Raw genomic sequence first — 13,780 nt, 5'->3', positions numbered from 1 at the left:
TATTAATTCCTCTAAAGAATTAGATTCAATAATATATTTCTTTAATCTGTTTTCAATTCCTTCATCAACAGTTTGATAAATACTTAAATCTTTTTCTGTTAGTATTTTATACTTTAAAAAACTAAAATAATCAAGATCGCTTAAAAATAAAAGATGAATTGATAAAAAGATTAATAAATCAATCTTCTATTCTGTAATACCATTTCATCCATTCTACAGTTCTTCTTATTCCTTCTTTAGGATTGACTTTAGGATCATGATTCAAGTCACGGATAGCCTTTGAAAAGTCAATGGTCTTCACTTTAGTGGTGAATGCTTCAGCAGGAGTATATGTCACCAAGGAATCATCAATTCCTACAGCTTCCAAGACCAAGTCGGAATATTCCTCAATGGTCATTTCCCATTCCTGTTTGCTTCCAACATTGTAGACCTCGCCTGGAATGAAATTATCGACAATGTTTGCAAAGGTATTTGCAGTGTCTTCCACATAATCAATTATTCTTTTATGGCCTTTATGGACGGAATAAGGCAATCCATGAAGTGCCTTGTAAATGAAAATTGGTATGAATCCCTTGTATGGGGAATATGCTTCATGAGGACCATAGCAATTTACAGGGCGAACCCTTACGGTTTCGGTTCCAAACATGGTGGCGGAGTTCATGCACATCAATTCTCCAGCCCATTTTGAAATAGCATAGTCATTCATTTGATAGGTGTCCTTTATCGGCCTGTTTTCCATAACATCTTCAGTCATGATTCCTTCATAGTCACCGTACACTTCAGCGGAGGAAAAGGAAATCATTCTGAATCCTAATTTTTCCTGAAGGCGAATCATGTTCTTCAAACCGATAACATTGGTCTCCCAAAGGTTTTCATAGTAGCCTTCACCATTCCATCTGCCGTACTCAGCAGCCAAGTTGTAAACATAATCGAATTTTTCATTATCGTCAAAGATTCTCTCCATTTGACGGTAATTTCTAATATCTCCTCTTACATAATCACTGTAGGAATCAGAGTATAAGTCAGCTTCATCCTCATGATGCAACAAATCAACGGACAGGACTTCGTGTCCTCTGCTTCTAAGTTCCTTTACAAGATTAGTTCCTATAAATCCGCTTCCACCGGTAACCATAATTCTTTGAGTTTCCATAAAAAACACCTTTAATCAAATAAACAATAATTCAAATTTATAAATGAAATTAATAAATAGAAATAAATTTATAAAATTAAAAAATCAAATATCATTTTCCTCTAAGCTTTTAGGCTTTTTGCCTCTCACCCTATCAAAAAATCCCAATTCTTCAAATTCATTTAAAGTGTATTTCAAATCAGCCAATTTTGTATATGCTATATCCAAACGATTTTCCAAAAAGAATGTTCTTTGGTTTTGGCGAATCCTTGATTTCTTCAATTCTCTCTTTAAGCCTGCAATTTCATAATTGGCATCATTCAATTCCTTTGTCAACTTATCGATCAGTTCATTCAGTTTCTCATTGTCTTCCCTTTCAGTCTTAAGATACCTTCTAAGTATTTCAATCCTATGATTCAGTTTCTTGCTTTCAAGAGCCAAATCTTCAAGGTCATACTGCTTCAGTTCCAGTTCCATGGATTCGAATCGCATAATGTCCCTTGAAAGGTTTTCCCTCTCAATGGCAAAATGCTCAATCCTATCCTCATAGGATTCGCACCTTTCCTTAAGAATGCGATTTTCCTTCCTGTAATTGGAAAGCTGTATCTTCAGCTCCTCTATTTCCTCTTGGGAATCCTTTTCATTCATCATTGAATCACTTGAAATAATAAGATAAATTAGAATCCGAAAATGAAAATCAATCAGATTATCTCATTTTTAATGAAATTCAAAATTTCATCTTTCGCCTTTTCATCATATAATGCAATCTTTAAGGAAGACTTCAACCAATCAATACGATTACCTATATCAAAGGATTCTCCTGTAAAGACTTGGCCGTAAATTTCATCCAATTTGGACAGTGCGTCAGTCAATTGGATTTCTCCACCATAACCTGGCTCGACATCTTCAATGCAGTCAAAAATATCAGGTGTTAGGACATACCTTCCCATAATCGCCAGATTACTTGGTGCGACCCTTAAAGGAGGCTTTTCAATCAACTTATCTATCTTGTAGATATTAGGTTCAATTTCCTCTCCCCCGATGATACCGTATCTTTCCACCTTCTCATCAGGAACCTCTTCCAATGCAATTACTGATTTGCCGTATTTTTCATAAATGTCAATCAATTGCTTAGTGCATGGGACTTCATCCTTTGTGATTGTGTCCCCCAGCATTACAACAAATGGGTCATTTCCCACATGCTTTTTCGCACAGTAGATTGCATCTCCAAGCCCTTTTTGCTTTTTCTGCCTTATAAAATGAATATCTGCCAAATCAGAAATATATTCGATTTCCTTTAAAAACTCTTCTTTTCCTTTTGTCTTCAAATGATGCTCCAATTCAAAAGATCTGTCAAAATGGTCTTCAATTGACCTTTTACCCTTACCTGTTACAATCAATATGTCGTCGACACCGGAGTTGACTGATTCCTCTATCACATATTGAATGGTTGGCTTGTCATATACAGGCAACATCTCTTTCGGTTGAGCTTTGGTAGCAGGCAAGAATCTTGTTCCCAAACCTGCTGCAGGAATAACGGCTTTCATTAAAAACACCTCAAATAAATTAAATATTGAATTATTATACTAATAGTTTATTTATATAAATATATAAATTTGATGAAAATTAGCAAAATAGCTTATGAAAGCCATTAAAAAATGTGTTAATGAAAATTAGCAAAATAGCTTATGAAAGCCCTAAAAATAAAAAAAGTGAAAGCTACAACTTAAAAGATCTAAAGTTAAAAAAAATAGTGAAATAATTATAAAAATGGTGCAGGGGACGGGAATCGAACCCGCGAAGGGACTAACCCACTAGGCCCTCAACCTAGCGCCTTTGACCGCTCGACCACCCCTGCATAAAAACAGAAAATAGTACAGTACTATCTAATATATTTATTATCTTATTTAAACATTACTACAAAATTAGAAAAAATAAGCAGTTTAATTATATGAGCCTAATGTTTACTTCCATAGATTCAGCATTTGCCAAATCGGCAATTAAATCCCTGTTCAAATCAATAGCTGCCTTATTAGACTTAATCATTAAGGTTCTGGAACATATGAAATCGCTCTTTCTGCAAACGATATCAGTTGGATGGGATAATGTCAAATCATGATGGCCAAAGCCTTCTATTTCATCAGAGGCATTTGGAGTCTTCAATTCGACGATTACCTTAGTGTCATCATTGGCCAATTTTTCCTTAAATTCCATAGGAAAATCCTCCATTGATCTGTCAATGTCCAAGCCGATAATGCAATCCCCTGACAAAGTGAGGTCCTTATCCTTTGTTATTTCGAAAGTGGACTTATGCAAGGACAATACATTCTTATGTCCCTTTGCCAAAATTGTAAAATTCATATTAAGAGTTATGAAAATTATTTTATAAAAATATTTTTAAAAAATCAGTTCCAAATAAATATATGATTAAAGAATAATGATTTTTCATAAGGAGTCTTAAAATGATTTTAAATACTGGTCTTAGAACAGATATTCCCGGATTTTTCAGCGAATGGTTCTACAATAGGATAGATGAAGGGTTCGTTTATGTTAGAAATCCTTATGCAAGAAACCAAATCTATTCATACAAATTGAATCCAGAACTGATCGACTGCATAATGTTCTGTACAAAAAATCCGAATCCGATGTTTAAAAAACTGGATAAGATATCCCAATTCAACCAATATTGGCATATAACAATCACTCCTTATGATGAAGATGTGGAACCTAATGTCCCTCCGGTTGATGATGTGATTGAAAGCTTCAAATACCTTTCAGACAGATTAGGAAAGGAAAAGGTTACATTGAGATATGATCCCATTTTCATCAATGAGAAATATACATTAGAAAAGCACATTGAATCTTTTGAATATATTTTAAATCAATTGGAGGATTATACAACCGAAGCAATAATAAGCTTCATTGACTTATATGAAAAGACCAAACGCAATTTTCCTAATGTTACTGAAGTTAGCCAAGAGGAAAGATTGATATTGGGAGAGGAATTTGCAAAAATAGGAATGAGATACAATATCAAAGTCAAGACATGCGTTGAAGGCAATGAATTGGAAAGGTTTGGAATAGATTCAAGCGGCTGCATGACAAAGGAAGTGGTAGAAAGAGCCATTAAAAAGAATCTGAATATTCCTAAGAAAAAAGCAAGAAATGGAGAATGCTATTGCCTCTTGAACAACGATATTGGAGAATACAATAGCTGCAATCACGGATGCATATACTGTTATGCAAATTCAAACAAGAAATTGGTAGAGAGGAATCTAAAGCTTCACAATCCAAATTCTCCACTTCTAATAGGAGAAATAAAAGAAGGTGACATAATTAAAGTGATGGATCAAAAAAGCTTTATAATTAATGACAATACAATGCAGACAAAATTATTTTAAGAAAAAATAATATTATACTTACTAAAAACTAAAAAATCGAAGAGTAATGGGAGAGATAATTATGAAAGATCTTATAGCCTACTGCGGATTAGATTGCGAGAGCTGTGAAGCACGCATTGCAACAATAAATGATGACGATGAACTTCGCGCTAAAGTCTCAAAGCTTTGGAGTGAACTTAATGACATAGAAATAACTCCACAAATGATAAACTGTACAGGATGCAGAATAGAAGGACCAAAAACAATATTCTGTGATTCCATTTGTCCCATTAGACAATGCGCATTAGAGAAGAAAGTTGAGACATGTGCTGACTGCAGTGAAATGGAGAAATGTGAAAAGCTTGAAATGATTTTTGAGAACAATCCTGATGCATTTGAAAATCTTAAAAATCATAAAAAAATAGAACACTGACACATTAACACAAAATAATAAATGCACAAAAACATTTGATTAATTTAATAAAAATAACGATTAATTATATTGAAGATAAAACAAAAACTTGTTAAATTATGAAGGGTTGCTACTGTTTAATCATATCTATGAAAAAAACCGATATACTTGATATAGGACATCTACATCAAGACTATAAATTTAAGAAAGGGTACTATGTTTACATAGGTTCAGCCATGAATTCTTTAGTTGCAAGAATAAATCGACATCTGTCTGATGATAAAAAGATGCATTGGCATATTGATTACCTGCTTGATAATGTAAACAGCGAAATCAGAGATGTCTTATTCAATATTTCAGAAGAAAAAATAGAATGTGATTTGGCAAATAGAATAGCTGAAAATGGTGAGATCATTACTAAATTTGGCTGTTCCGACTGCAACTGCAATTCCCACCTAATTTATTTCAAAAGAAAAAGAGATGCAATGAATTCTGTAAAAAGTGCATATTATGACTTGAATATGAAATATTATAACTTAAGCTATTTCAAAAAAGAATTGATGAAAAAATAAAATTAAAAAATAAAAAAAGAATAATGATGAAATTAATCTATGAAAGACTTGAAGAAATTCTCAAAGACTTCATCTTCCATTGGTTCTGGAGTTGAATAATTGTCATTATTGAATATATCACTTGCCAGCTTTCTATAATCATCAGATTCTTTTGATTCAGGAGCATACTCAACCACTGTCTTAGCATCCAATTCACTTCTTTGAATCAAATGACTTCTTCCAATGACTCCAATGACTTGAGTTCCTATCTCTTTTGCAAATGCGCCGACAATTTCCTCTTCATTTTCAATTCCCTTGCAATTGCAAATGATTCCGCCAAGATTTCCCTTTAACTTCTTAATTCCTTTGGAAATGTTGTTTGCAGCATATAGGGACATGTATTCCCCAGATGAAACAATAAAGACCTCATCGGCATAGTCCTCTCTAAGAGGCACTGAGAATCCTCCACAGACAACATCACCTAAAACGTCATAAAGAATAACATCGAACTCCTCATCAAAGGCATTAAGATTCTCCAATCGTTTCATGGCAACGATGACACCACGTCCTGCACAGCCCACTCCAGGCTCAGGACCTCCGCTTTCAACACATTTGATTTGATTGAATCCTTCAAAGACCAAATCGGAAAGCTCAGGATTCTTATTGTCCTTAAGTGTATTCACGATTGTAGGTATCCTTTTGCCGCATAATGTTCTTGTAGTGTCTGATTTAGGATCGCAACCGATTACCATGACCTTCTTGTCATCTTCACTATAAGCCGCTGCAATATTGGCTACAGTGGTACTCTTTCCAATACCACCCTTTCCATAAATGGCTATTTTCTTCTGTCTTTTCATCATTACACCAAAATCTTATTTCCTTTTGGAATTAAATTAATATAATCTTTTAATTTATGATTTCTAGGAATTAATCTATGATTATCATTCTCTAGGAATCAATTTATAAACATAATCGCTTTCCCTTAACTTCTCATCAATGGCTATTGCCACATTTGAACCTTTCTCTGCCTTTTCAATGGCCTTTCCATCGATTTGCATTGAATCGATTACATGACTTATTGAACCTGTGGTTGGCCCTTGAATCATGATCTCATCGCCAATGGCCAAATCATCCCATATCCTAAGCTCTGCAACCTTTATCTTGTTATAGTAATTTACAACCTTTCCAATATCCTTCTTAATGAACTTTGATTGGTTGTTTTCGCTTATCTCATAAGGAACATTGAAGTAGAATCCTGTATCATATCCTCTATTGAATACTTTCTTAAGCTTTTCCATCCATTCAGGATTGTACTGGTAGTTCTCCGGGTCCTTTTGATATAGGTCAATGGATTCCCTATAGACCTTGACCGCTGTTGCAACATAATCAGGAGACCTTGCCCTTCCTTCTATCTTGAATGAATCGATTCCCGCTTCGATAAGCTCTGGAATATGTTCAATCAAAGCCATATCCTTTGGAGAGAAGAAGTTTGTCCTATATGAATCATCATATGAATTGGAGATTATGAAGGACTCATCCTCACAGTCTGAGAAATTGATCACATCATCATTCTCATCCTCTTCAAAGCTTAATTTCCATTCCTTTCTGCATGGCTGGAGACAATCTCCACAGTTTGCGCTTCTGCCATACAATCCATAGCTCAGGAAGCATCTTCCAGATATCGCCATGCACATTGCACCATGAATGAAAACCTCGGTTTCTATAGAGGAATTACTTTCCTTCAGCTTCCTAATGATTTCCTTGATTTCCTCTAAAGACAATTCCCTTGATAAAATAGCTCTTTTTACACCTAATTTCTCCAATGCCTTCAAGGTGTAGAAATTGGTTGTGTTCTCCTGTACGCTCATATGAGCCTCAAGGCCGTTTTCAATGGCCAGATCAATCAGGGACAAGTCGGATAGGATTATTCCATCTGCACCGTACTGCTTAATATAGGGCAATTGCTCTTTAAGTGTTTCAACATCCTCATCTTTCATGATGGTATTGGTGCAGACATACAGCTTAGCTCCATACTCCTTGGTCAATTCACTTGCCTTCTTAATGTCCTCAAGGGAAAAATTGCTTGCATTGACTCTCATATTGAACTCTTCAAAGCCAATATAAACCGCATCGGCACCATTTTTAAGTGCGCTGGTCAATGAAATGAAATTTCCTGCAGGAGCTAACAGTTCCACCATAAAAACAACTCGAAAATTACTTTAAAACTTGAAACAATTATAAAAAACTAATAAAAAAATAAAAATAACTTAATAAAAAATAAAAAATTAAGAAAAAAGCTTGAAAATATTTTAATCAAACTTTTATCGCAAAAAGTTTAGTTATCATCTTCCTCTGCCGCATCTCTTAAAGGCTGATAATAATCATAGTAGGATTCAGCTTCCAAATCATCAGGTATTTCAGTCGGATAATACTCATTGATGCAGCCTAAGCATAAGTTTTCCGCTTCAATGCCAATGGCTTCAACAAGGGATTCTATGCTGATATAACCTAAAGTTTCAGCACCTAACTGCTTTCTGATTTCTTCAATTTCCAAATTGGCTGCAATCAATTCATCTTTAGTAGCAAGAGCGACACCATAGAAACATGGCGCAATAACAGGAGGACATCCAATCAGCATATGCACCTCTCTAGCACCTGCCGCCTTAAGGATTCTGACCAATGATTCAGATGTAGTGCCTCTAACAATACTGTCATCAATCACTACAACGCTTTTACCTTTCAATTCATGTCTTAATGGATTTAATTTAAGTCTTACGGCAATTTCACGTTCCGCTTGGGTTGGCATAATGAAAGTCCTTCCGACATATCTGTTCTTGATTAGACCTTCACCGTATGGAATTCCTGATGCCCTTGCATAGCCGATAGCTGCAGGAATTGATGAATCCGGTACAGGTAATACCAAATCAGCATCAATAGGATATTGCTTGAACAATGCTTCCCCAATCTTAAGTCTTGTATCGTAAACGCTTCTCTCATCAATCACACTGTCCGGACGAGCAAAGTAAACGTACTCAAACATGCAGTGTGCCCTTTTGGAACCTTTTGCAGATGGCAAAATATAGGAATTGATCTTATTGTCCTTAAAGTATAACAATTCGCCAGGCTCCAAATCGCGAATGACGTCTGCATTTATCACATCAAATGCCACTGATTCAGAAGCAACCACGAAATGATCATCAGTTTGACCTAAAATCAAAGGCTTCATTGCCATTGGATCCCTTAAAACATAAAGCTCATCATTGATTAAGATGACCAAGGAATAGGAACCGATTAATTTTTGAGAAACATTGTCGATTACCTTGAAGATATCCTCTTCATTCTTGAATTCCTCTTTAATCAAATAGCAGACAACTTCAGAATCAGTATCGGATTTGAATTCATAACCCTTTTCAACTAATTCTTCCCTTAAGGAACCGGAATTGACGATATCCCCATTATGGGCCATAGCAATGAATCCATCATTCAATTCTGTGAAGAATGGCTGGGAATTCTCTATCTTTGACTGGCCTGTAGTGGAATATCTTACATGCCCGATACCTACATTACCAGCTAGGCTTTTAATCAAAGCATTATTGAAAACATCAGTAACCAAGCCCATTCCACAATGGAAATTCAAGCCAAAATTAATGTTATGAGTTACTATACCTGCAGATTCCTGTCCTCTATGCTGTAAAGCATATAAACCGTAATAAATCAAGTGAGAAACATCCTTAAGATTGTCTTTAGAATGTATTCCTACAATACCACACTTATCTTTCAATATTTAATCTCCATTACCCTATTAAGACATAAAATTTTTAATATTATAATTTACTTAAAAAAATAATTTAGTAAAAAAATATTATATAGATATTTATAAATTTTCTAATATTTATAATAAATCTTTTTTTGAAAAATTTAAAAAAATAGTAATAAAATTTTTATAAAAATTATAAAAAAATAATAAAAAATGAGATGAAAATTAAAAAAATACTAAATATTAGCCCCAAAGGCTTGAAAATGGAGAGTAAACCTCTTCACTGTCATTTTCTTCAATGTCTTCATCCTCATCATAGTCATAGTCCTCATCATCAATATCCAAATCCTCTTCCTCATCCTCAATTGACTTAAGGGACTTGAGATTGAAGACATTTATATTTTCCCTATCTTCAGGCCTTTCACTTGAAAGGTCATTGAACAGGTCTTCAGATTCATTATTTCCTTCAAATCTCTCATTATAGATAAAGCCATCATCTGATTGTGTGTCAAATATGTTTCTTTGTTCTACAGTATCAAGACTAGATCTGTTATAAGAAGAGCTTACACCGAATTCCTCAATGTCATCAAACTTGAAATTGCTCTTGAAATTGTTATAATCCAGATCCTGCTTATTTGTATCCGCCAAGATGAATGCTGTCTTTATGATCTTAAGCCAATCCAATGCATCTTCTTTTGATTCTGCACAAATGGCTCCCTGACCTATCATAAGGTTCTTAGGACGGAAATTATCTGTGCTTATCAGAATGAACTTATAGACATCCTGAGAGAGATATTCATCAAAGAGCTCATACCATAGATCATTCAAGGAGTAGACTTCCAATGAGTTCTTGCTGTGGATTCCCTCAAATCTTGATTTCAAGTCTGAAAAGTCAGACTTAATCTGATCCAATTCCCTTTGTAGGATTCTGACCTCTTCCTGCAGTTTTTCATTCTTTTCCCTTAATGATTTTGATTCGTTGATTAGAAGCTCGTTTTCCTTTGTGATCTTGTCATGCTTCAATGATTCCTCTTCGAAATCCTTTTTGATTTCATAATACTTCTGCTTTGAAGTGTTTACAGAGGACAGATTGGAAATGCTGTACAACCCTCCGCGAATGATGGAATTGGCAATCTCATCTTCCAGAAGGCTTTCATCATTGTAATCACCATATTCATAATCATTCAATTCCTCAAGTGAAGGAAGCTTAAGATATTCTATGTAATTGAACTCATTCTTCAATGATTCCTTGAAATTCTGATATAATCTGTGGCCTTCCGCATTATTCTTGGCTGCAATCAAGACCAAATCAGCACCAAAGACGGTATTTTTAGCTATTCCCACATCATCGGTAGGAATTATGGAAGATAGGTTCACATTGAAATTGGACAAGTCAAAATTGCTTACTGCCTTAGAAAGGAATTCCAAATAATACAAATCAGTCAGGATTATCCTAACGTCAACCAATTCATCAGCATTCAATTCTTTTGAGAAATTTTCACTATTGTCTTCAAAATTGCCATAGCTGTAATCCTCTTCAAAATTATTATTCATTTCAAACACTCCAATCTAAAACTCATAAACGTGAAACTCTTTATCCAAGTACTCTAATATTAACTGTGAATCTTCCTATGCCATTTCCATGCAGATTCGACAATGTCCTCCAATTCTGTAATTTGAGGTTTCCATTTCAGGATCTCTTCAGCCTTTTTGGAATCCGCTATTAAGATATCAGGGTCTCCAGGACGTCTTCCCTCTATCTTAACCTTAAAGTCAACTCCAGTGACCTTTTTGCAAGTGTCAATGACATCCTTAACTGAAAAGCCGTTTCCATTTCCCAAGTTGAAGATATTGCTGTCATTGAATGGCTCTTCCAAATATTGCAATGCCTTCAAATGGGCATCTGCCAAATCATTCACATGAATGTAATCCCTGATGCAAGTGCCGTCAGGGGTGCTGTAGTCATCCCCAAAAATTGATATGCCCTCCCTTCTTCCAAGGGCAGCATCCAATACCAAAGGAATCAGATGGGATTCCGGATTATGGTCTTCACCAATTTCACAGTCCAAGTCAGCACCAGCAGCATTGAAATACCTTAAGGAAACATATTTCAAATCGCCAAAATCAGATTCATCCTTCAATAGGTTCTCAACCATCAGCTTTGATTCGCCATATGGATTGATCGGCTTCAATTCATGGTCCTCACTGATAGGAATTGATTTTGGAATCCCATATAATGCCGCTGTTGATGAAAAGATGAATTTCCTTACCCTGAACTCCTTCATGATTCTCAAAAGGTTTAGGGTGTTTTCATAGTTGTTCTTGAAGTACTTTTCAGGATCTTCGACAGACTCTGCCACAGAGGAAAATGCCGCAAAGTGGATGACAGCCTCAATGTCATTGTTCTGGAAGATTTCCTTCACTTTGTCTGTATCGCTTAAGTCTGCATTTACAAATTCCCCCCATTTCACTGCAGACTTGTGGCCTTTGGATAGATTATCCAACACTATTGTTTCATAACCGGAATTGTTAAGCAACTTATTGACATGGGAGCCAATATATCCTGCTCCGCCAGTAACTAAAATCATATTATCACAAATAGTTTTATTTAATTAATGAAATATTTTCCATTTCTCAATTTGAAAAATATTTGATATGTATTCTATGTTTAATAATTATACTAATATTAACTTTATTTCAAACAATATTTAACTTTTTACATTAATTAAGTGAAAATAAAGGAAAATTATTAGAAAAAGAGTGAAATAAATAATGAAAGGTATTAGAATAATAAAAAAAGAATTTAAATAAAAAATAGAAAATAAGAGAAATTAAAAAAATAAGTAAAAAATAAAAAATGTAAATTATCTATAAGAATAATTTACGTAATTTTAAAGCCGCACTTGGTTGAACCTTAATCAATGCCTTGACAAGCTCGGTTGTTCCAAGGGTTTCAAATTCAATGTCCTGGAAAGCCTTTGCAATGCTGTTCAAGTCATCATCGTTCAAGGACCATAAGTAGTCACAGGCCTTGGAGTATTTGTCCATGTCGTGACCCATTGCCTCATCAACCAATTCAGCATATTTCTTAAGGAAATCCTTAGAGCAGTCTCCAGCGGCAATAGCTTCAGCTGCCACTTGACCAGCCAATTTACCACCTGTAATTCCGCTGGTGATTCCTCCACCGGTAAGTGGGTTCACTTGACTTGCTGCATCTCCACAGAGCATGATGTTGTCATTGTACATCTCTTTTACAAGACCTCCTACAGGGTCTCCGCCCACATTCAATTCAACAGGTTGAGCATCCTTAAGTGCGTAACAGTTGTTTACCGCATCAACCAAGTATTCATAAGCGGATTTTTCAGCCATTTCAGGAATGATTGCAAGTCCTGCATTTACGATGTCATCACCTTTAGGGAAAAGCCAGAAGTATCCTCCAGGAGCTACTGAACCGAAGTAGAACTCAAGGACATCATTTCTTTCCATTTTAGCATTGCACATTTCAAACTGGACTCCAGCTTCCATGTGCTTAGGTTTGGTGATTGCTTTAAGACCAGCCCATTTAGCCACATGGGATTCAGGGCCGTCTGCACCGATTAGGATTTTAGCATTGATGTCGAAAACTTCACCCATGCATTCACAGGTAACTGTGTAGGATCCGTCTTCCTCTTTCTTGAGGCCTTTTGCTTGGGTCTTGATTCTGATTTCAGCTCCTTCCCTACCTGCTTCCATAGCCAAATGCTTGTCAAAGACTTTTCTCTCGAGGATGTAACCTGCTTCAGGCAATTCAACTACATCGTTGGTAAGCCATACATCGGTTCCATCCGGAGCTATTAATCTTATTCCTTCAATTTCCTGGGTGATCCAATGAGGGTCCGCTTCAAGCTCCAAGATTTCAAAAGTCCTTTTGGAAACACCTTCAGCACATCTTTTAGGAGCGCCTATTTCGGATTTTTTATCCATGAGAATTACTTTTGCTCCGCCTTTTGCAGCGAATCTTGCTGCAGTGGAACCAGCAGGTCCTGCACCAATAACCAATACATCAGTCTTAATCATGTTATCGACCTTCCTATTCCTCTTCCATTTCCAATGCCGCTAAAGGACAGGCATCAACACAAATTCCACAGTTATTACAGTTATCATCAAAAACCAAAGCGGTTTCTTTCACTTCTATGCAGTTTCTTACACAGACACCTGCGCAGCAACCGCAATAGGAACACCAATCTTTTACAATCATAATATAAACTCCATAAATATAATTTCAAATTAAATAAATTAGTATAAAATCATTAATTATTTTAAAATATTTTAAAACCTGAAAAATAATGAAATGAAATGTTTTAGAATATTTTAAGATAAATAATCATAATATATAACATAAAAATATATCTTTTTTATAATATATAATCTTTGGGTTAAAAAAAGGAAAAATATGGAAATAAATAAGGAAAATAGAAATAAAAATTAATAAAAATAGAAAATAAACTAAAAAACTTAATTAAATTAACAAAATAAGATTAAAAATGAAAAATTGAAATTTCATAAAATAAT

At 35.0% G+C, this 13,780-nt stretch carries 15 protein-coding genes and 1 tRNA gene; 3 read left to right on the top strand and 13 right to left on the bottom strand.

The window, feature by feature from the left end; translation table 11 throughout:
- From IJE13_RS08705 to IJE13_RS01690, 6 genes are all read right to left on the bottom strand, one after another.
- Positions 1–159: nucleotidyltransferase family protein (locus IJE13_RS08705; RefSeq protein ID WP_366514843.1), on the bottom strand; the 159-nt coding region annotated here is incomplete at its 3' end.
- Between the two features lie 19 nt (positions 160–178).
- Positions 179–1,150, bottom strand: coding sequence for an NAD(P)-dependent oxidoreductase (locus tag IJE13_RS01710; RefSeq protein WP_292776318.1), 972 nt, complete (start codon positions 1,148–1,150; stop codon positions 179–181).
- Between the two features lie 84 nt (positions 1,151–1,234).
- Positions 1,235–1,780 carry a hypothetical protein gene (locus IJE13_RS01705; protein WP_292776317.1) on the bottom strand — a complete coding sequence of 182 codons (546 nt, stop codon included), beginning with the start codon at positions 1,778–1,780 and terminating at the stop codon, positions 1,235–1,237.
- 50 nt (positions 1,781–1,830) lie between these two features.
- The gene (gene galU, locus IJE13_RS01700) at positions 1,831–2,676 is read right to left on the bottom strand and encodes a UTP--glucose-1-phosphate uridylyltransferase GalU (RefSeq protein WP_292776316.1); all 846 of its coding nucleotides are present in this window, start codon (positions 2,674–2,676) and stop codon (positions 1,831–1,833) included.
- Between the two features lie 224 nt (positions 2,677–2,900).
- A tRNA-Leu gene (locus IJE13_RS01695) sits at positions 2,901–2,987 on the bottom strand.
- An 89-nt stretch (positions 2,988–3,076) separates the two neighbouring features.
- Positions 3,077–3,490: a DUF371 domain-containing protein gene (locus IJE13_RS01690; protein WP_292776314.1), complete on the bottom strand. Its 414-nt coding sequence runs from the start codon at positions 3,488–3,490 to the stop codon at positions 3,077–3,079.
- Positions 3,491–3,591: 101 nt separating this feature from the next.
- Between IJE13_RS01690 and IJE13_RS01685 the strand changes: the two genes are divergently transcribed.
- The 3 genes from IJE13_RS01685 (at position 3,592) to IJE13_RS01675 (ending at position 5,493) form a co-directional block, all read left to right on the top strand.
- Complete coding sequence (locus tag IJE13_RS01685) at positions 3,592–4,530, top strand: DUF1848 domain-containing protein (protein ID WP_292776311.1); 939 nt, start codon at positions 3,592–3,594, stop codon at positions 4,528–4,530.
- A 61-nt stretch (positions 4,531–4,591) separates the two neighbouring features.
- Entirely contained in the window at positions 4,592–4,942 is a 351-nt protein-coding gene (locus IJE13_RS01680) for a DUF3795 domain-containing protein (protein WP_292776309.1), read from the top strand.
- Positions 4,943–5,040: 98 nt separating this feature from the next.
- On the top strand, positions 5,041–5,493 hold the full coding sequence (locus IJE13_RS01675) for a GIY-YIG nuclease family protein (protein WP_366514842.1): 453 nt from the start codon (positions 5,041–5,043) through the stop codon (positions 5,491–5,493).
- Between the two features lie 32 nt (positions 5,494–5,525).
- Here IJE13_RS01675 and cfbC read toward each other — a convergent pair whose 3' ends face one another.
- The 7 genes from cfbC to IJE13_RS01640 all read right to left on the bottom strand — a co-directional run bounded on the left by cfbC (position 5,526) and on the right by IJE13_RS01640 (position 13,466).
- Entirely contained in the window at positions 5,526–6,329 is an 804-nt protein-coding gene (gene cfbC, locus IJE13_RS01670) for a Ni-sirohydrochlorin a,c-diamide reductive cyclase ATP-dependent reductase subunit (protein ID WP_292776305.1), read from the bottom strand.
- Positions 6,330–6,413: 84 nt separating this feature from the next.
- Positions 6,414–7,670 carry a peptidase U32 family protein gene (locus IJE13_RS01665; protein WP_292776302.1) on the bottom strand — a complete coding sequence of 419 codons (1,257 nt, stop codon included), beginning with the start codon at positions 7,668–7,670 and terminating at the stop codon, positions 6,414–6,416.
- 137 nt (positions 7,671–7,807) lie between these two features.
- Positions 7,808–9,253, bottom strand: a complete 1,446-nt coding sequence (gene purF, locus IJE13_RS01660; protein ID WP_292776300.1) for an amidophosphoribosyltransferase — start codon at positions 9,251–9,253, stop codon at positions 7,808–7,810.
- A 219-nt stretch (positions 9,254–9,472) separates the two neighbouring features.
- Positions 9,473–10,783, bottom strand: coding sequence for a hypothetical protein (locus IJE13_RS01655; protein WP_292776298.1), 1,311 nt, complete (start codon positions 10,781–10,783; stop codon positions 9,473–9,475).
- A gap of 59 nt (positions 10,784–10,842) precedes the next feature.
- On the bottom strand, positions 10,843–11,817 hold the full coding sequence (galE, locus tag IJE13_RS01650; protein ID WP_292776296.1) for a UDP-glucose 4-epimerase GalE: 975 nt from the start codon (positions 11,815–11,817) through the stop codon (positions 10,843–10,845).
- Between the two features lie 280 nt (positions 11,818–12,097).
- Entirely contained in the window at positions 12,098–13,285 is a 1,188-nt protein-coding gene (locus tag IJE13_RS01645; RefSeq protein WP_292776294.1) for an NAD(P)/FAD-dependent oxidoreductase, read from the bottom strand.
- Between the two features lie 13 nt (positions 13,286–13,298).
- Complete coding sequence (locus tag IJE13_RS01640; protein WP_292776291.1) at positions 13,299–13,466, bottom strand: 4Fe-4S binding protein; 168 nt, start codon at positions 13,464–13,466, stop codon at positions 13,299–13,301.
- Positions 13,467–13,780: the final 314 nt, after the last annotated feature.

The organism is Methanobrevibacter sp. (genome assembly GCF_017410345.1).
Lineage (GTDB): Archaea > Methanobacteriota > Methanobacteria > Methanobacteriales > Methanobacteriaceae > Methanobrevibacter.
This window is presented reverse-complemented; position numbering and strand designations above follow the sequence as displayed.

What these genes read in the sequence shown, in the direction of transcription:
- cfbC (WP_292776305.1), bottom strand. Translation starts at nt 6,329, where the DNA reads ATGAAAAGACAGAAGAAAATAGCCATTTATGGAAAGGGTGGTATTGGA.
- galE (WP_292776296.1), bottom strand. Translation starts at nt 11,817, where the DNA reads ATGATTTTAGTTACTGGCGGAGCAGGATATATTGGCTCCCATGTCAAT.
- IJE13_RS01685 (WP_292776311.1), top strand. Translation starts at nt 3,592, where the DNA reads ATGATTTTAAATACTGGTCTTAGAACAGATATTCCCGGATTTTTCAGC.
- IJE13_RS01655 (WP_292776298.1), bottom strand. Translation starts at nt 10,783, where the DNA reads ATGAATAATAATTTTGAAGAGGATTACAGCTATGGCAATTTTGAAGAC.
- IJE13_RS01690 (WP_292776314.1), bottom strand. Translation starts at nt 3,490, where the DNA reads ATGAATTTTACAATTTTGGCAAAGGGACATAAGAATGTATTGTCCTTG.
- IJE13_RS01710 (WP_292776318.1), bottom strand. Translation starts at nt 1,150, where the DNA reads ATGGAAACTCAAAGAATTATGGTTACCGGTGGAAGCGGATTTATAGGA.
- IJE13_RS01645 (WP_292776294.1), bottom strand. Translation starts at nt 13,285, where the DNA reads ATGATTAAGACTGATGTATTGGTTATTGGTGCAGGACCTGCTGGTTCC.
- IJE13_RS01665 (WP_292776302.1), bottom strand. Translation starts at nt 7,670, where the DNA reads ATGGTGGAACTGTTAGCTCCTGCAGGAAATTTCATTTCATTGACCAGC.
- IJE13_RS01680 (WP_292776309.1), top strand. Translation starts at nt 4,592, where the DNA reads ATGAAAGATCTTATAGCCTACTGCGGATTAGATTGCGAGAGCTGTGAA.
- IJE13_RS01705 (WP_292776317.1), bottom strand. Translation starts at nt 1,780, where the DNA reads ATGATGAATGAAAAGGATTCCCAAGAGGAAATAGAGGAGCTGAAGATA.
- IJE13_RS01675 (WP_366514842.1), top strand. Translation starts at nt 5,041, where the DNA reads ATGAAGGGTTGCTACTGTTTAATCATATCTATGAAAAAAACCGATATA.
- IJE13_RS01640 (WP_292776291.1), bottom strand. Translation starts at nt 13,466, where the DNA reads ATGATTGTAAAAGATTGGTGTTCCTATTGCGGTTGCTGCGCAGGTGTC.
- galU (WP_292776316.1), bottom strand. Translation starts at nt 2,676, where the DNA reads ATGAAAGCCGTTATTCCTGCAGCAGGTTTGGGAACAAGATTCTTGCCT.